The organism is Mesorhizobium sp. M0152 (assembly GCF_040322415.1).
Taxonomy (GTDB): Bacteria; Pseudomonadota; Alphaproteobacteria; order Rhizobiales; family Rhizobiaceae; genus Mesorhizobium.
The window spans coordinates 43,794-61,361 of the sequence record NZ_JAMYTH010000014.1 but is presented as its reverse complement, the minus strand read 5'-3'; the positions used below and the strand labels follow the sequence as shown (position 1 = coordinate 61,361).

Here is a 17,568-nt window from a genome sequence, read left to right as displayed (position 1 = left end):
GCTCGGAAATCGCCGATATTTGGCGCGAGGCGTGGAGCTTAATCTAATCTCGGCGTAACGCTTATTTTCCAGTCTATCGCTGGATAATGGTCACAGGACACCACCGCCTCACAAAGGCGCTCGACCCCATTGCTTTAGGCAAAACTAACGTACGGCGCGCAACCTCGTTCCAGTTGCTCGCCAGGAGCCGCGAGAAGCCGCCGGGCCGTTTGCCGGATCTGGATTGGCCCCACCTCGCGGTCCGTAAATTCCGTCATGCCTGCCGCCGCTGGCCATCATGTTTTTGCCCGCTCCAGCAACCCGATGGCGCGCCCCGTCATATATGTTAATTGGCTAAAATAGCGGAACGTCCAAGGGACATTGCCGGAACCGAACGGGGCCCCTCGGACCTTTGCGCACGACACACAAGACCTTGGTCCAACAGGGGGAATGGACAAGGTCCTCTGCTGCGACCGCCGTTGACATCAAGCCTCATAGGGCTCGGTCCGTTTCGTTTCCTGCTCTTGCCCGGAACAACAAAGCGGATAGCTCGCAATCAATCGCCGCTAGCCTATCTCCACCCAGACCGGCGCATGGTCGCTGGCGCCGTCCTCACCACGCACGTCGCGGTCGATGCCGGCGGCGGTCAGGCGCCGCGCCAGCGCCTTCGACAGCAATATGTGGTCGAGCCGCAAGCCGGCATCGCGCGGCCAACGGTTCCGGCGGTAGTCCCAGAATGTGTAGAGCGTTTCCGTCGGATGTTTCTTGCGCAGCGCATCCGTCCAGCCCTGCTCGATCAGCCGGGCGAAGGAAGCCCGGCTTTCCGGCTGCACAAGCGCGTTGTCGTCATAGGACCGGGTGACATAGATGTCACGCGGCTCGGGCACGATGTTGTAGTCGCCGGCCAGCACCACTGGCAGGCCGGTGTCGAGCAGCTGCTCGGCATGCGCTTCCAGCCGCTCGTGCCAGGCCAGCTTGTAGGCGAATTTCGGCCCGGGCTGCGGATTGCCGTTCGGCGCATAGAGGCAAGCGATGACGATGCCGTTCACCGCTGCCTCGATATAGCGGCTCTGCTTGTCGGCCTCGTCGCCGGGCAGGACATCGCGGGTCGGCACCGGTTCCGAACCGCGCGCCAGGATGGCTACTCCGTTCCAGGTCGGCTCGCCCTTCCACACCGCGCCGTAGCCGGCTGCCGCCAGCGCCGAGCGCGGAAACTGCGTATCGCGCGCCTTCAGCTCCTGCAGGCAGACGACATCCGGTTTTGCCTCGGCCAGCCACGCCAGCAGGTTGTCCAGCCGGCTGTTGATGTTGTTGATGTTGAAGGAAGCGATCTTCATTGAGGAATATGAAGCAGGAAGGCGAAGCCCATCGCAAGTGGGGTTGAATGCGATGCCGGGCCAAAGGCCAATGTCGGCGCTGCCCCTCATCTGCCTGCCGGCATCTTCTCCCCGTATAGCGACGGGGAGAAGGGAGCTGGCCGCATCGCCGTGCCATTTCTGCACCTTTGGCGATTGGCGAAACCGGCGACGAGAGCGTCCTTCGCCCCGTTTACGGGGAGAAGATGGCGGCAGCCAGATGAGGGGCAGCGCCGACAGCCGAAAAGAATGCCGGGCGCACGCGCCCTAAACCCTCTCCACCCAAGCCTTCACCGTCTCCGCCAGCGTCTTCAGGTGATCGGCCGTCGAAAATCCCGAAATGCTCTTGCGCGGCTTGAGGTCGTGGTCGCCATCCTCCAACCAAATGATCTCGATCGCATCGGACAGCCCGTAACCCGCCACCTCATCCCTGGTGCCGAACTCGTCGCGCGTGCCTTGGAAGATCAGCGTTGGCGTTTTGAGACCCGCCAGATGCTTTGTCCGCAACTGCTCGGGCTTGCCGGGCGGATGGAAGGGATAGCCGAGGCAGACCAGCCCCGAAATCTCGCCCTTGGCGAACATCTCGTCCGCCACCATGGAAGCAACGCGCCCGCCCATCGACTTGCCGCCGATGATGAGCTTTCCGGTCACGCCCTTCGCCCTGAGGTCGGCGATCGCCTTGATGTATTCCGGGTTCACCGTTTCGGCCCGCGGCGGCGGCTTGCGGTGGCCGTAGCGGCGGGCCGCCATATAGTGGAATTCGAAGCGCGCGACCTGGAAGCCGGCGGCGGCAAGAGCCTTGGCGGTGGTGGTCATCGACGCCGAATCCATCGGCGCCCCCGCGCCATGCGCGAGCAGGATGGTGACGGGGGCGGTGTCGTCGCCGTCGAAGAGGAAGGTGGTCATGGGGCGGCCTTCCTACAAAGGCCGTGTTCAAGCGCGACCATTGCCCTCACCCCGCCGACTTCCGCGCTAGCTGCAAATCGACGAACTGTATCCCCTTGGCCGCGACCCCAGCCCATTCGGATTCCGCATCCAGCTCGAGATAGCGCGCCCACAGTCGCCGCGCCTCGGGCAAATTGCCGGCGTCGAATTCGAGCCTGGCGAGATTGAACACCGGGTCGGCATAGTTGCCGTCGAGGGCGATCGCCCTCTGCAAGTGCCTGCGTGCCGAGGCATCGCGGCCTTGCTCGCTCATCAGCCCGGCGAGGTTGAACCAGGCTTCGACGAAGGCCGGGTCGAGTTTTATGGCACTGATATAATCGTGCGCGGCATCAGCCGCGTGGCCGCCGGCGCGCAGGCAGTTGGCGCGGTTGAAGGCGGCGATGGCATCGCTTGGATCGATGGCGAGGCAGCGCTGGTAGAGCGCGGCGGCCGCGTCATGGTCGCCGCCCTCCTCCGCCGCTTCGGCCTCGGTGAACAATTCTTCCAGCGTTTCGTCGCCTGCTGCACCCGCCGCGCCCAAATCGAAAAGCAACTGCCCGTCCAGCTCGCTCTGGCCGCTTTCGAGATAGATCGCGTCGGGCCGCCCGTGTTGGGAGCCGACATTGAGCGACTTGGCTGTCAGCGAAGCCACAGGCCCGGAGCGGTGGACGGAACGCGCGATCGCGCCCCAGGTGGCGCCGCCGGCCAGCAGGCCCGCATATTTGCGCGCCAGGATCAGGTCGCGGAAGGAATAGGGTTCGCCGTCATGCTCGAAGGCGTCGAACAGCGACAACAGGTCGAGGTCGGCGCCGGATAGCCGCGATTGGTCGATCAGCGATTGCCGTGACAGCGAGGACGCCTCCGGCGTCTTCATCAGTCCGAGCAGGCGCAGAAAACCGTTCTCGCTGATCAGCTTGTGCCCGGCGGCGCGCGCGGCGGACACGCGGCGCTCGATCTCGACATCGCCGTTCTTGGTCAGGCCCGCCTTGGCGAGCCCGGCCTTGACCAGCAAACCGCGCCCGAACACGACATGCGTGGTGCGCCTGGTGACGCCGCGCCGCAATTGGCCGTGCTGGCGCTCGACCTCGCGCGCGGCAAGCCTGAGCGGAAACGCCGCCAGCGCGCCGATGGTGCCGAAGACAGCGCGGGCTTGTGCCGTCATTTCTTGCTCTTGCCGACCGCCTTGAGCAGATTGGCCTTCAGCGGATTTTCAGCCGCACCGCCCGCTGCCGCCTTCTTGGCGGCGGGTTTGGCGGCCTCGTCGGCCTTGCTCTTCGACTTGGCCGGCGGCTTCGACTGCGAAAGGCTCGCCTTCAGCGCATCCATCAGATTGATGACGTTGCCGCGCTCGGGCGCCGCCGCGATGATCGGCTTATGGCCCTTCAGCTTCTCGCGAATCATCCCCATCAGCGCGATCTCGTAGCGGTCCTCGTAGTTCTTCGGATCGAAGGTGGTTTCCTTCTGCTTGATCAGAGCTTCGGCTAATTCAAGCATTTCCGGGTCGGGATTGCCGGCGGGGATGTTGCCGAAATATTCAGCTGTGCTACGCACTTCGTTCGGATTCCTCAACGTGCACACGAACATACCGTTCTCGCGCGCGCCGATCGTCACCACCCGCTCGCGGCTGGACAGGACAAGCCGCGCGATCGCCAGCTTGCCGGACTTGCGCATCGCTTCGCGCAGCACGGCGAAGGTCTCCTCCGCCATGGCGCCATCCGGCGCCAGGTAATAGGGCGCGTCTTGGTAGATGACATCGACCTCGTCCTCGTCGACGAAGGCCTCGATATTCATCGTGTGGTTGGATTCGATACGCACCGCGTCGAGGTCGGCGTCATCGATGATGATGTACTGCTTGTCCTCGTATTCGTACCCCTTGACCAGATCCGCACGCTCGACCAGCCCGAGTTCGGGGTCGACCGGCTTCATGTTGATGCGGTTGTGGGTCTTCTTGTGCAGCTGGTTGAACGAGATGCGTTCGCTGGCGCTGGTGGCGGGATATAACCGCACCGGACAGCTCACCAGACTGAGTTTGAGGTAACCTTTCCAACTTGCCCTGGGCGCCATGATGAACTCCTACGCGGCCATGCACTGAACTATCGCAGCGCTTTCGTCCGAAGGACGAACAAGGCTGCGCAAATCCTACACCGACCCAGCACTTTACAGGCAAATCCCTGACGAAATGTTTTGGGCGCCGGAAGGGCCGCCCAAGGAGAATAATTCAAATTGTTGGAAGCGTCGATGGAGTTGGAATTTAGACGCAAGCGGGACAGCGGCGGTCCTCGTTCTCCGACTACCTCCGCGTTTCCGATACCACCGGCAAATCCCGCGCGAATTCTTCGATCTCCGCCCAGGGATCGCCCGAGGTCGCCAGCAATCCCGGCAGCGAGGAATAGTTCAAATCCTGCGGTACATCGATCAATTCCAGATCCGCCCAGCTCACTGGTGTCGAAGCCGGCAGATTGGTGCGGGCGCGCAAAGAGTATGGCGCTGCGGACGTGTGACCGCGCGCGTTGCGGTGATAATCGATGAAGATACGCCGCTTGCGGTTGTCCTTGCCCATGGTGGTGGTGAAGGTATCGGGCGCCGTCGCCGCCAGATGCGTTGAGATCGCGCTGGTCGCCTGGTGCAGCTTCTTCCAGTTCTGTTTGCGCATCACCGGCACCGTGATGTGGATGCCGTTGCCGCCCGAGGTCTTGGCGAACGGTACCAGCCCCAGCCCCTCCAGCTCGCTTTTGATATGAACCGCGGCCTCGACCACTTCGCGCCACGAAATGCCCTCGCCCGGATCGAGATCGAAGACGATCTGGTCCGGTCTGTCGAGATTGGTGCGATGGGTACCCCAGGTGTGGAACTCGACGACGCCGAACTGCGCCAGCGCCAGAAAACCCTTGGCGCCTTCGACCGAGAGGTAGGATTTGGTCTCGCCCTCGGAATTGGTCGCCTCGAAGGTCACCACCGAGGGCGGCATGCCGGTGAAGGCGTGGCGCTGGAAGAAACAGTCCTTCGGCAGGCCGGTCGGGCAGCGCACCAGCGACACCGGGCGGCCGAGAATGTGCGGCAGCATGAAGTCGCCGACCAGCGCGTAGTAGACGGCGATGTCGAGCTTGGTCGGTCCTGTCTTGCCGAACAGCCGCCGCGTCGGGTTGGTCACCCAGATGGTGGCGAGGTCCGCCTCCGAGATCAGCCGCTTGCGCTGGGGTGAGACCGGCGTCGACAGGCCGACATCGCGCAGGCCGCGAAACACTGCATGGCGCAGCGCATTATCCGCCGTCCGGTTGGCGTAGTGGATATGAGCCGAAAACAGCGGCTTGACCCAATTCATCTCGCGCATGATTTCGCGCGGCACGCCTTCGGGTGCCGTGGCGCCCGATGTGAGCGGCTCCAGCCGGGCCAGCAGTTCGGCGGCGGTCTCGGCGTCGAACCCGGTGCCGACCTTGCCGCGATAATGCAGCTCGCCGTCCTCGAACTCGGCAAGCCCAAGCGCGGCGAGCCCCTCGGCAGCGTCCGACGTGGTGTAGCCGGCAATGATGAAATCGCCGTTTTGCAGCGCCTTGGTCTTGGTCCAGCTTTTGCTGCGGCCGCTCTGGTAGATCGCGGTCGCCCGCTTGGAGACCACGCCTTCCAGGCCGAGTTCCGTCGCTTGCTCGTAAAGCCCCTGCCCCGAGCCTTCGACATGATCGGAAAACTGGATGGCGGAGTTCGCCCCGAGTCCGGCGAGCAACTCGGCAAGCAGCGCCTTGCGCCGGACGAGCGGCGTCCTGGTCAGGTCCCAGCCGTCGAGATGCAAGAGATCGAAGGCATAGAAATGCAGCTTGCTGCCGGCGCCCTCGGCCAGCGCATCCTGGAGGAGCGCGAAACGGGAAATGCCCTTGCCGTCGAGCACGACGATCTCGCCGTCGATGATGGCCTCTCGGCACGGCAGTTTGGCGAAGGCGTGCGGCAGGTCGCCATAGCGCTTCGTCCAATCGATGCCGCCGCGGGTGATCAGCCGCACCTCGCCGTCGGAGAGATGCGCCATGGTGCGGTAGCCGTCGAACTTTATTTCATGCAGCCAAGCCTCGCCCGTCCGGTCGCCCGGGTCCTCGCCACCCGGCGGTTTCGGCACCTGCGTCGCCAGTTGCGGCTCGATACGGCTGAGTGCCGGCGCCTTGACGGCGCCCGGCAGCGTACCGGGCTTCAGCGAACCCGGCTTCGGCGCGGTCCTGGCGACAGGCTTCGCGGCCGCAGCCAGTTCCTCGATTCGCAATCCGGATTTTACGCTTTCCGGCCGCGCTTCGAGGATGTTCAGCGACGTGTCGGCAGCAAGGTCGCGCTCCTTGAACAGCAGCCAGTTCTTCTTTTCCGCGTCCTCGCCGGGCTTCGGCTTCAGCCTGGTCAGCATCCAGCCGCCATTGAGCTTCTCGCCGGCCAGCCGGAATTTGAAGGCGCCGGTGCGCAGGCTCTTCTCGACATCGTCCATCGGCGCCCAGGTGCCGTTATCCCAGACGATCATCGGCCCGCCGCCATATTCACCTTCGGGGATGACCCCCTCGAAGTCGATATATTCGAGCGGATGATCCTCGGTCTCGACCGCCAGCCGCTTATCGGCCGGATTGAGCGAAGGCCCGCGCGGCACCGCCCAGCTCTTCAGGACATCGCCGACCTGCAGGCGCAGATCGTAGTGATCTGCCGTGGCGTGATGCTTGTGGACGACGAAGCGGTTGCCGCCGCCGGCGACCAGCCCGCCGGCGGGCTCCGGCGTCTTGGTGAATTTGCGCTTGGCGCGATAGGTTTTGAGCTTGGAAGGGGCTGGCATGTCAAGGATCGCAGCGCACGGCAGCAAGTAAGAAGCGCCTCGTTCCTCCGCACACGTTGTGGTTGGCCGTGCTCTTCCTGAATCTCAATCGTCGGTCGCGGGCGTCAGCTCGAGGTCGTCCGGCGACAGGCCCTGCTGTAGCTGGGCGAGCCGGAATTCGTCGACCCAATAGGCCTCGCCGTCGACCAGCACGCGGGCCCGGTAGGCGCCGTCCGAAAAACCCTGCGCGGTGATGTAGACCTTGTGGCGGTCGAGCGCCTTGCGCACCGCGGCGCGCTTGGAATTCTGGCCTATGACGGGACTGACCATGACGCTGCCCTCTGTCGCCCTGACACGCAACGCGGCCGTTCCCGCAGCCTGGCGACTGGGCTCAAGGATGACGGAGACGCGCTGTCCTGTCAATTTTCGCATCGCAAGCCACCCCTCACGACTTCAACCGCCGCAGGCGGCGCATGAAGCCTTGGCCGGCCTTGAGCAGCCGCGGCCTGGAGCGCACGAAAAGCTCGGTCCGGCCGCGTAGCGAAATACAGGCGTTGGCGCCCCTGCCCCGCAGCGTCATCGCCTCGCACAGCTCGGCCAGCACCGAACTCGCGGCTCCGATATGTTCCTTGTAGCCCTGGCTGCCGACCGACAGGTCGAAATAGTCGAACCCATGCCCGCGCCCCCATATCATCAGCTTGCCGAACGTCGTCAGGCCCGGTGAAGCGTTGTTGACCGCATTCTGGTCGATCCCGAGCAGGAGGCCATGAAGCGTGCCTTTCCTGACCAGCACGTAAATGACCGCGAGCCAGGCTTCGCCGACGCGCAGCCCGAACAGCCGCACCGACCCGTCGGACAGGCCCTGGAGCGCCGCGCCGCGATAGAAACCGACGACCGGCGCCCGCGTCAGCAGGTCGAAACGCCCAAGGTCCCGAAAGCGCTTCAGCCTGAGTTCGAGCAGCGTGTCGAAAAGTTCCTCCATCAGCGCCGACGTATCGGCCTCGACCAGATCGAGGCGGCCAATCTGCTGGAAACTGCGGCAGTGCCTGTGGAAGGCCTTGGCGAAGGACGGCTTGCAGATCCGCTTGATAAGCGTCTCGGGTTCGCCGTGCATGGCCAGACCGGAGGTGATCTGGTTGGAATTGCGCGCCGCCGAGAGCAAGGCAAGCGGATTGTCGATGCCGCATATCTGGCGTGGAATGCCGGTGATGTGGATGCGGTCGGCCGGCGGCAGCGCGGTGCGCACAGCCGCCCACGCAGCCTCAGCACTTTGCCTGGACCAATCGTGCCTGTCCGCCAGCAGCGGCGCCGAGTAATCGCAGACGCCGCAGCTCAGCCATTCGATGACCGTGTGGCCGAAAGCCCGGCGCCGCATCAGCGGCAGCAGCATGACGGGCTCGTCCGTGGCGGCGTCCCTCACCTCGACGACGAGCAGTTCGGCACCTTGGGGCATCAGCCGCTTTGCGATTCCCTCGACCCATTCATAGGCCTGGTGCGCGGTGCACACGCCTTCCGTCTGGCAGCGAAGCCAGAATGGCCTGGCGCTTTCAAGGCTTGTGTGCAATCGCGCCGTGTAAGCGCCGCTCGCGGCGACGCCGACAGAATGGGAGACCTGACCGCCGGGCAAACCGGTCACCGTGGCAACCCGTAACGCCTGGCCCGCGACATCCCGCACCTATCGTTTCGCCGCTGCGAACGGAACCGCCCGCCGCCACGAGCCCAACCAGCTGTCGCGCTGCTCGTCCGGGTGCTCGACGTTCCATATGCGGTGATGCGCGAAATACCACGAGGCCACGAGCACGAAGATCTCGGAGACCGCGGACCCCAGCAGCGACCACGGCGGAGACGCGATTGCCAGCAGGATCGCGATCAGCGCCAGCCCAACGACCGCGCCACCCATCGTGATGAACGCGACGGTCCGGAAATCGCCGAGGATCTCAAGGACGATGCGGGGCATGACATAAAGCATGACCGGGATAAAATTCGCCATCACGAAAAGCCCGATGAACCCGACCGAGGCATCCTGGAGAGCCTGGGATTTTATCATCGGCAAGACGAACAGGATGGCGCATCCATAGACGAGGCCGCCGAGCCCCATGACCAGCGACCAGATCTTCGCCTGCGCCCAGACACGGCTTGTTTCGTTGTTGCGCATCAGCTTCGCCAGTTCCGGCTGCGTCATGTTGAAGAGAGCAAGGGTGATGATGCGCAACGGGGCAAACAGCACGAGGACCGCCGCCAGCGGTGCGTAAGCAGCGGGTCCGGCAATGCCCGCGACCAGCAGGGCCAGGCATTGGCCCTGGATGTTGGTTGTGGTCGCGCTGAACGCCGACCAGCGCAGCTGCGGCCAGAGCCTGGTGTAGCGGCGGCGTGTCGGCAGGCGGAAGCTGATGCGAAGCGTGCGGCGCGCCAGCCGGGCCAGAACGGCAATGCCGAATAGATTGGCGGCGGCCAGTGCATAGAACACGGTCTGCAGCGCATCCTGGGTCAACCAGATCGCCAGCCCGGTCAGGACAGTGCCGACGATTGTAAAAGCGGCGTCGCTGATGGACACGACTACCTGCTGACGGCGAGCGAAGAATGCCGTGCGCATATGGCTGCGCAGCGACCATGCGCCGACGAAGCCGGCAGCGGCGATGCCGCTCGGATCGCCCAGCAGATGCATCAGGATCGCCGTGCCGACGGCCATCAGCAGCGCCACCACCAGCGCCGCCGACCCGAAGGCCACGTCATGGGCATCGACGCCGGCGCTGTTGGTGCTCTTGCCCATCCATATCGAGGCGGGCACGGCGGTGAGCGACCGGATGTAGGACAGGCCGACGCCGCCCATCACCATGCCGATTGCAAAGAGACCGTAGCCTTGTGCCGACAGCAGGTGCAGCAGCGCGATGTTGAGGGCAAAGTGAAAACCGCTCTGCATCGCCTCCCCGCCGATCATCAGCACGAGGCGCCGCATCAGATGGACCGGGAATTTCACGGCCGGGTCTCCGCCTGACGGGCGGTTGCCCGCCTGCCGGGCCTCGCCATGGTCGCTTTCAGCTTGTCGGCGGCGATCGCGGCGATCGCCGCCGCCGCAACCGGCTCGCTGAAGATCGCTTCGTAGCGCGTGCGCCCGGCGGCGGCAAAACCGCGCCAGCTGTCCGGCCGCAGCATGATCTCGCGCAATTTTTCGCTAAGGGCGGCGGGGTCGCCGGGCGGAACTTGCCACCCGGTCTCGCCGTCGCTCACCACCTCGACCAGCCCGCCGATCGCCGACACCAGCGGCGGGCGGCCATAGGCCATCGCCTCGATGGCGACGCGGCCAAGCGATTCTGGACGCCGCGACGGCACGGCGACGATGTCGGCCCAGCGGTAATGCGCCGAGGGATCCGGCACGAAGGGCAACACGCTGACTTGCGCGGCGAGGCCCATGCTCTCGACCAGTTCGGCCAGGGCGCGCTCGCGCTCGGGGCTTTCGAAGGCGCCGCCGACCAGCCGCACCTCGACCCTCGAGCGCAACTCCGCCGGCATCGCGGCGATCGCCTCCAGCAGCACCTCCTGGCCCTTGATCCTGTTGACGCGGCCAAGCAGCAGCACCCGCAGCGGACGCTTGCCGTCATACGTCATCGGTTCGGCCGCCGCCGGACCGGCAACGCCGTTATAGACGACATGGGAGCGCGCGGATTTGGGATCGCCGAACGCGGCACGCGTAGCGCGCGAGTTGAAGATGAGATCCGCATGGCTCCAGCGCATCAGGCCGACCAGCACCCTGCGCATCGCGCCCTCGGGAATTTCGTGGATGTGCAGCACGGCTTTATGCGGGAGAAGGCGCGCGGCCAGCGCGTAGTCGGCGACGATCGAGGTGTTGACATAGACGAGGTCGCGGTCGCGCAGGCGTCGCCATGCCCGCCACACCGCCACCGGCAGCCGCGCCATCTCGACGGTTGCGAGGCGCAGAATGGCCTGGCGGCGCAACACCCACAGCGGTTCGAAGACGATGCGGCTCGCATGCGGTTCGAGGATCTGCACGATCGGCCCGCCACGCGGCAAGACCACTTCGATGTCGGCGGACGGAAACGCGGCGCGCAATGCGGCGACGCTTTCCGCGAAGCTCCGATCGGAGCCATAGAGTTCGTAGCCCTGATGCACGCAAGCAATCCGCATCTTCACATGCATCTTTCTGCCAGGGCGGTTTGGCGATCCCGCTGCCTGACGGTATCAGCGATCGGTGGCATCAAGTCGCCCTGGACTTCATTAGTTTGCCGGTACGGTCATGAGATGGAAGTTGGAACCCGGGTCAACATCAATGCTGCACGCTATCCGCCAGTTCCGGCGCAAAGAAGCCATGAGCAAGGATCATGCCGGGCCTGATTTCTTCGTCTACCGGTCGCCAGACCCGGTCAATGCCTCTTTTCGATACACCTACGCTGGGATAGTTGACCGATGGTGAAACAGACCCGGCGTTTGGAAGAAATATTTTACATCCCGGTGCAATGGTGGCGGGGATCGAGCCTGACGTGCACGCAACGTTGCGGTTTTGAGATGAAGCAACCTCGCATTGCAGTCGAGCGGACCTGAAAGCGTCAACGGCCATGAAACCGGAAAGGCCTTCCATCCTGATCCTGGGAACGCGCGGCATCCCCGCGGCCCATGGCGGCTTCGAGACTTTTGCCGAGAAGCTGGCGCTTTTCCTCGTCGGGCGCGGCTGGAAAGTCGGCGTCTACTGCCAGGAGGAGGTCGCGCGGGTCGATCAGAGGGTGCGCAGCGACACCTGGCGCGGCATCGACCTCATTCACGTCCAGGTGGCCTCGAAAGGCCCGCGCGCGACACTGGAATTCGACTGGCAATGCGTGCGCGACGCCGCCCGGCGGCCGGGCCTCTGTCTCGTGCTTGGCTACAATGGCGCAGTGTTCCTGATCTGGCTCAGGTTGATGCGGCGCAAGGTCATTACCAATATGGACGGCATCGAGTGGCGCCGCCCGAAATGGGGCCTGGCGGCGCGCACATGGTTCTGGCTCAACGAATGGATCGGCGCCTGGGCCTCGCATCGCCTGGTCGCGGATCATCCCGTCATCGCGGATCATCTGGCGACGCGCCGGCCGCGCAGCGCCATCGCCACCATCGCCTATGGCGCCGATCCGGTGACGTCGGCGCCGGAAGGGCCGGTGCGGGCGCTCGGGTTGGAGCCCGGAAAATACCTGATCTCGATCGCCCGCATCGAGCCCGACAACAACATCCTGCCGATCGTCGAGGCCTTCTGCAGCCGCGAGCGCGACATGAAGCTGGTGGTGCTGGGCACGCTTTCCGATGAAATCCCCTACCACGTCGCCGTCCGCAAGGCAGCGAACGGATCGGTGGTGCTGCCGGGCGCTATTTACGATCAGGCGACCGTCAAAGCACTCCGGTATCATGCCCGGGCGTATCTGCATGGCCACACGGTCGGCGGCACCAATCCCTCGCTGGTCGAGGCGCTGGCCGCCGGCAACATGGTGATCGCGCACGACAATCCCTATAACAGGTGGACCGCGGGCGCCGCCGCCATCTATTTTTCCGACAGGCAGAGTTGCGCGGCGCGGATGCGGCAGGCGCTGGATGATGACGCGCTGGTCGAAGCCTGCGGCGATGCGGCCAGGACGCGGGCTCGCGAAGCCTTCCGTTGGGAAGACGTCCTGCTTGCCTACGAAAAGGAAGCCTATCGGCTTCTCGGTGTCACCGCCGCCGAGCCGGCAGCGATCGACCACCCGTCGCCCGGTTCCGTATGACCGGCTGGTCCCGACGGCGGCTTCTCAAGGCAGCGCTGTCGACAGCCGCGGTGCCCACCGCGACAATGCTTGGCTCCCTTCCGGCCGTATCGCCCGCCTTTTCCGCTAATGGCGGATGGCGCTTCCACCGCGGTGTCAATGCCTGGCCTTGGTTCTCGCTGACGCGCGAATTCCCGGCACCGCGCACTGATTATGATTGGCCGCCATTCCAGTCCGATCGGCCGGTGCCGACATTGGAGGACCTCCGTCGGCTACGCTCCACTGGGCTCGATTTCATCCGGCTGCCAGTCGATCCCGGGCCTTTCCTTGCCGCCGATGCCGCCACGCGCGGCCAATTGCTGGACATGCTCGACGCTGCCGTCGCGGCAGCCCTCGACGCGGATCTAGCCATCATCGTCAACGTGCAGGCCAATGCAGCAACCCATTACTGGAATCCCGACCGCATGATCTCCAGCACCGCCGCACCGGCCTTCGACCTCTATTGCGGACTGGTCGGCGAACTCGCAGGCAGGCTGGAGCGATTTACATCAGGCATGGTGGCACTGGAGCCGGTTAACGAGCCATCGCAGGCCTGCGGTTCAGAAGTCTGGTCGCAGGTCCAGGCAGCGCTTCTGACCGCGGCCAGGAGATCGAACGCAACCTTGCCGCTGGTCGTGACCGGCGGCTGCGGCTCGATGGTGAGCGGACTCGCCGCGCTCGATCCGGCGCCGCTTTCGCGCTTCGCGCCGATCCTATTCACCTTCCACTTCTACGAGCCTTATTTGTTCAGCCATCAAGGTGCCCCCTGGATGCACGAACCCGTCTATCGCTCGCTCAACAATGTGCCATGGCCGGCTTCCGCCGGTTCCCTCGATGCGACGCTGGCGTCCGTCAGGGCACGTATGGCTGAGGACACCGAAATCTCCAAAGCGACCAAGAAAGCCGCCTACGCGGAAACCGAGCGCGTGCTGAAGGTCTATTTCGACGCCCAGCCCGACCGCTGGTTCGTCGACAAATACATTCGCCAGGTTCGCGACTGGGGGGATGCGCATGGCATCGCGCCGGAACGCATTATGTTGGGCGAGTTCGGTGCGCTGCGCACCGACGCCCGCTACGTCGCCGCGCCCAATCCGGACCGCGCCCGCTACATCGCCGACGTCAGGCAGAGCGCCGAGGCCTCCGGCTTTCCCTGGGCGTTCTGGAATCTGTTCGACGGCATGGGCATGATGGACGACACCACGCATGCGCTGGACCCCGCGATCGTCGACGCGCTTGGGCTGGAGATGCCGGAATAGACGCCTTCGGCCGGCGGTCCCTCTGGATCAGTGCTATGCGCGCGCCACTTGCATCCGTTGCCGCGACACTGCCCGCGCCGGCCGGTACAGCACCAGTGCCAGCACCACGAATTTGGTCAGCAGCGTCGTCTTGGAGGCGAGGCTTTCGGAGGTGTTGAGCAGGATCAGCCAGCCCAGCATGGGCAGCCAGATGCCGGGATGGCAGCGGCGTGCCACCTCGTGCATGAATAGTGCGAAGCCGAACAGCATCAGCAGGGTAAAGAAGGCGCCCTGATAGAGCACCATGCGGATGATCGGGTTCTCGATGCCTTGTTCCAGGCCGTTGATGCGGCGCAGGGTTTCGATCAGATCGATATCGGGCCCCACGATCAGGTCGGGCAATCCCAGATTCTTGAAGAGTTCGAACATTTCGACGCGGGCATTGGCGCTGCCGCTGTCGGACACGAAGCGTTCCAGCAGCGCGTCGAAGAAGCCGTAGGAAAAGAGAGCGGCGACCGCCACCGGCAGCAGCGTGGCGAGCAAGACCGCAAGGGCCGCACCCAGCACGCTGACGCGTCCATGCCGCAGATAGGCCACGCCGCTGAAAAGCAGATAGACGCCGCCGAGCACGAGCGTCGTCACCATGGCCGAGCGTCCGCCGAAGGACACCAGTGCCGCGGTTTGCAGGCCGATCAGCCCAAGCCGCAGCGGCATCGACAGCGACCGTGAGCCGGAGAGCAGCGCCAGCACATAGACCGCAGTGATCGTGGCATTGGCCAGCGGATGGCCCTGAAGGGCGGTGGAGCGCAGGTCGGTGAAAACCTCGCCGTCGAGCCGGTAGGGAAACACCAGCGTCTTGGTCGCGAACTCGAACAGCGCCAGCAGCGCATTCGCCGACATCACCGCGTGAACGACCGTCTGCAGCCGCGCGAAGGTCCGTTCGTCGTCCTCGGCCAGCATCAGCACCAGCAGCGCCGCCGCCACGAACGTATCGACCATGCCCGCCATGCCTGGGCGTTGCCTGACGACGACCACCACCAGGAGCACGATCGAGATGGCCGCCATCAGCGCGCTGGCAGGCCGCCGGTCGGCGACCGCCACCATATAGCCGACGGGATTGCCGAACGTGCATGAGCGCCAGGCAAACACCAGCACCAGGAGATAGGTCGACGGATGGATCTTGGTGGCCGGACTGCCGAGCAGGCCGTCGTAATTGTAGCCCACCAGCCACAGCATGCCGCCGGAAACAGCGAACAGCACCGCCACCATGATGACCAGCCCGAAGCGGGTCACCCAATCGACGGAACCGCCGGCGCGGGATGCGGCGGCTTGACCCGGCGCGGCCCAGCCGGCTGCCGGATTGACGGGCCGGACGGCGGCCATGTCAGGCCGCCTCGTCGACCAGCAAGGCGCCGGTCGGCAACCGCCCCATGACCGAGATGGCCTGCGAGGTGGCCGCGACATCACGCATCGGCGTCGAGTTCAACGTGGCGACCAGCACGATCTCGTCCGCCATGGCGACCAACGGCGAGGCGTTGAGATTGTCGACCAGCGCGCCGCCGTCAACGATGACGAGGTCGAAATTGCGGCTCGCCTGGGCCAGCATATGCTGCGCGAAATAGACGCCCTGCGCCTCCGGGAAGACCGCCTTTGGCCGGCCGCTGCCCAGAAGCGCGACATTGCTGCCGGCCGTGTAGTGGCTGAGCGCCTCGAATGTGTATTCGCCGCGCAGCACGTCGAGCAGGCCGGGCTGCGGCTCCTTCTGGCCGCTGCCGGCATTGGTGTCGACGAACAGGACGCGGCTGCCTCTGGCGGCTGCGGCATTGGCAAGTAGCCTTGCCACCTTGCCGCGCTGTACCGCGTCGTCGGGCGGCGACGTCACCAGGATCGACGGCACCAACGGCCAGTTCGGCGGACGCCGGCTGGAGGAGGATATGCGCCTGAGCGCCAGCCCGGCGACGGCATCCATCTTCTGGGTGGTAGGAACGGCCGCGCGGGCGAAAGGCCACCAGCGCCGGCGGCTGCCCGCTTGCGCCGGCAGCACGCCCAGCACCGGCGCGTCGATCGCCGACTGCATCTGCGTGCTGGAAAGCACCGTCGGGGACAAATATTCGGCGATCAGCGCCAGCCCGGTGCCGAGCCCCAGCCCGCCGAAAATCGCGCCGAACAGGAGCAGCGACAGTGGCGGCCAGCTTTTCTTCAAGGCGGGCATGGCATTGGAGATGACACGGGCATTGGTGCTGTCGACATTGATCTGCTCGCGCGTCTCCTGAGCCCTTTGCAGATAGGTGGCGTAGACGGAGCGGACCGCCTCGAGATCACGTTGCAATTCGCGCAGTCGTACCGAGGCCTGGTCTGTGTCGAGCGACTTGCTCTTCATGCCCGCGACCTTGGCCTCCAGTGCCTGCTGGTTGGCCAGGGCCCGTTCGTAGTCGGTCTCGGCGGCGGTGGCGATGCGGCCGAGTTCACGCGCGATGAGCTGGCGCGTGTCACGCAGTTGCTGCTGCGCGGCGATCATCGAGGGGTGGCGCGGCCCCATTTCCGTGCCGAGTTGCGAGACGTGGTCGACAAGCGTCGCCTCCTGCGCCCGCAGGCTCGATATCACCGACGAGCGCATCGCTTCCGAGGTCGCGTCCGGCGCGCCGCCCGACCTGCGCAGCTGGTCGACCTGTGCCTTCAGCGCCGCGGTACGGCTCTGCGCCGCGGACAATTGCGTGTTGATCTCGGTGAGTTCCTGGTCGCTGACCAGATTGCCCGCAGTCATCACCATGTTGTTGGCGGACTTGTAGGCTTCGACGGCGTTTTCGGCCTGCTGGACGCGCTTGCGCTGTTCGTCCAGCCGCGCGGTGATCGACTTCGAGGCGTCGGTAGCGGCTTGCGCGCGCGCGCTCGCCTGGTCGGCCAGATAGGCTTGCGCGATCGCATTGGCCAGCATCGCCGCCTTGGCGGCGCTCTTGGCGGTGATGATCACGTCGATGACCAGCACCTTGTCGGCCCGCTTTACCGCCAGGCGCCCGCGCAACGCATCGAGCGTCTTGGCGGTCTTGTCGGTTTCGCTCGATCCTGAGCCCAGCATTCCGCCGAGCAGACGCCCCAGCAGGCCCTGCCCGTTGAATTCCGGATCCTCGGTCAGGTTGGTCGAAGCGATGGCCCTGAGCAGCACGCCCGTGGACTGGACGACGCTGACTTGGCTCTCCACCTGGGTGATGCCGCCGTCAGGCGGGACGCGGCTCGGATTGACGTCGTTGCTGACGACCTGCAGGTCCTGCGGATCGATGATGATTTCCGCCACCGAGCTGTAGAGTGCCGGCGTAAGCAGCCCATAGAGCAGCGCCGCAAGCGCCAGCACCCCGGTGGTGGCGAAGATCAGGAAACGACGGCGCACCAGTATACGCTTCAGGTCGCCCAGCTCGACTGTCGAGGGCGCATAGGACGCCGTCGGCACCACTTCCGGGGCGTATTGCGCCACCTCCGGAGCGTGTTGTTGCGGCAACGAGAGCAGGGATGATTGCAAAGGCCGCTCCGACAACACTGCCCGCAAG

Annotated in this window: 13 protein-coding genes; 2 read left to right on the top strand and 11 right to left on the bottom strand. The window is 65.0% G+C overall.

The annotated features are described in order from the left end of the window. Positions 1–545: 545 nt before the first annotated feature. From NKJ26_RS16275 to NKJ26_RS16235, 9 genes are all read right to left on the bottom strand, one after another. Positions 546–1,316: an exodeoxyribonuclease III gene (locus NKJ26_RS16275; protein ID WP_352696175.1), complete on the bottom strand. Its 771-nt coding sequence runs from the start codon at positions 1,314–1,316 to the stop codon at positions 546–548. Between the two features lie 285 nt (positions 1,317–1,601). Next, positions 1,602–2,240: an alpha/beta hydrolase family protein gene (locus NKJ26_RS16270; protein ID WP_352696174.1), complete on the bottom strand. Its 639-nt coding sequence runs from the start codon at positions 2,238–2,240 to the stop codon at positions 1,602–1,604. A gap of 46 nt (positions 2,241–2,286) precedes the next feature. Continuing rightward, entirely contained in the window at positions 2,287–3,420 is a 1,134-nt protein-coding gene (locus NKJ26_RS16265) for a tetratricopeptide repeat protein (protein WP_352696173.1), read from the bottom strand. Then, a complete protein-coding gene (gene ku / locus NKJ26_RS16260; RefSeq protein WP_352696172.1) occupies positions 3,417–4,322 on the bottom strand; it encodes a non-homologous end joining protein Ku in 906 nt (301 codons plus the stop codon). Before ku ends, NKJ26_RS16265 begins: the two co-directional genes overlap by 4 nt. A 226-nt stretch (positions 4,323–4,548) precedes the next feature. Beyond that, a complete protein-coding gene (gene ligD, locus NKJ26_RS16255; RefSeq protein ID WP_352696171.1) occupies positions 4,549–7,053 on the bottom strand; it encodes a DNA ligase D in 2,505 nt (834 codons plus the stop codon). 84 nt (positions 7,054–7,137) lie between these two features. Continuing rightward, on the bottom strand, positions 7,138–7,464 hold the full coding sequence (locus tag NKJ26_RS16250; protein ID WP_352601636.1) for a hypothetical protein: 327 nt from the start codon (positions 7,462–7,464) through the stop codon (positions 7,138–7,140). A gap of 13 nt (positions 7,465–7,477) precedes the next feature. Then, entirely contained in the window at positions 7,478–8,707 is a 1,230-nt protein-coding gene (locus tag NKJ26_RS16245; RefSeq protein ID WP_352696170.1) for a GNAT family N-acetyltransferase, read from the bottom strand. After that, positions 8,708–10,009: a polysaccharide biosynthesis protein gene (locus tag NKJ26_RS16240; RefSeq protein ID WP_352696169.1), complete on the bottom strand. Its 1,302-nt coding sequence runs from the start codon at positions 10,007–10,009 to the stop codon at positions 8,708–8,710. Beyond that, entirely contained in the window at positions 10,006–11,175 is a 1,170-nt protein-coding gene (locus NKJ26_RS16235) for a glycosyltransferase family 4 protein (protein WP_352696223.1), read from the bottom strand. The genes NKJ26_RS16240 and NKJ26_RS16235 overlap by 4 nt, the downstream gene beginning before the upstream one ends. A gap of 428 nt (positions 11,176–11,603) precedes the next feature. On the opposite strand from NKJ26_RS16235, the gene NKJ26_RS16230 reads away from it, so the two are divergent. Together NKJ26_RS16230 and NKJ26_RS16225 are read left to right on the top strand one after the other, a co-directional pair. Beyond that, positions 11,604–12,773 (top strand): DUF1972 domain-containing protein, encoded by a 1,170-nt coding sequence (locus tag NKJ26_RS16230; RefSeq protein WP_352696168.1) that lies wholly within the window; start codon positions 11,604–11,606, stop codon positions 12,771–12,773. After that, positions 12,770–14,047, top strand: coding sequence for a glycoside hydrolase family 5 protein (locus NKJ26_RS16225; RefSeq protein WP_352696167.1), 1,278 nt, complete (start codon positions 12,770–12,772; stop codon positions 14,045–14,047). Before NKJ26_RS16230 ends, NKJ26_RS16225 begins: the two co-directional genes overlap by 4 nt. A 33-nt stretch (positions 14,048–14,080) precedes the next feature. Here the strand turns inward: NKJ26_RS16225 and NKJ26_RS16220 are convergent, their stop codons facing one another. Then, on the bottom strand, positions 14,081–15,409 hold the full coding sequence (locus NKJ26_RS16220) for a VpsF family polysaccharide biosynthesis protein (protein ID WP_352696166.1): 1,329 nt from the start codon (positions 15,407–15,409) through the stop codon (positions 14,081–14,083). Position 15,410: 1 nt separating this feature from the next. Further along, positions 15,411–17,540, bottom strand: a complete 2,130-nt coding sequence (locus NKJ26_RS16215) for a GumC family protein (protein WP_352696165.1) — start codon at positions 17,538–17,540, stop codon at positions 15,411–15,413. Positions 17,541–17,568 lie beyond the last annotated feature (28 nt).

Bases quoted from the DNA above. Each gene is read 5' to 3' on its own strand.
- NKJ26_RS16230 (WP_352696168.1), top strand. From the start codon at position 11,604: ATGAAACCGGAAAGGCCTTCCATCCTGATCCTGGGAACGCGCGGCATC.
- NKJ26_RS16275 (WP_352696175.1), bottom strand. From the start codon at position 1,316: ATGAAGATCGCTTCCTTCAACATCAACAACATCAACAGCCGGCTGGAC.
- NKJ26_RS16235 (WP_352696223.1), bottom strand. From the start codon at position 11,175: ATGCGGATTGCTTGCGTGCATCAGGGCTACGAACTCTATGGCTCCGAT.
- ku (WP_352696172.1), bottom strand. From the start codon at position 4,322: ATGGCGCCCAGGGCAAGTTGGAAAGGTTACCTCAAACTCAGTCTGGTG.
- NKJ26_RS16250 (WP_352601636.1), bottom strand. From the start codon at position 7,464: ATGCGAAAATTGACAGGACAGCGCGTCTCCGTCATCCTTGAGCCCAGT.
- NKJ26_RS16265 (WP_352696173.1), bottom strand. From the start codon at position 3,420: ATGACGGCACAAGCCCGCGCTGTCTTCGGCACCATCGGCGCGCTGGCG.
- NKJ26_RS16220 (WP_352696166.1), bottom strand. From the start codon at position 15,409: ATGGCCGCCGTCCGGCCCGTCAATCCGGCAGCCGGCTGGGCCGCGCCG.
- NKJ26_RS16270 (WP_352696174.1), bottom strand. From the start codon at position 2,240: ATGACCACCTTCCTCTTCGACGGCGACGACACCGCCCCCGTCACCATC.
- NKJ26_RS16225 (WP_352696167.1), top strand. From the start codon at position 12,770: ATGACCGGCTGGTCCCGACGGCGGCTTCTCAAGGCAGCGCTGTCGACA.
- ligD (WP_352696171.1), bottom strand. From the start codon at position 7,053: ATGCCAGCCCCTTCCAAGCTCAAAACCTATCGCGCCAAGCGCAAATTC.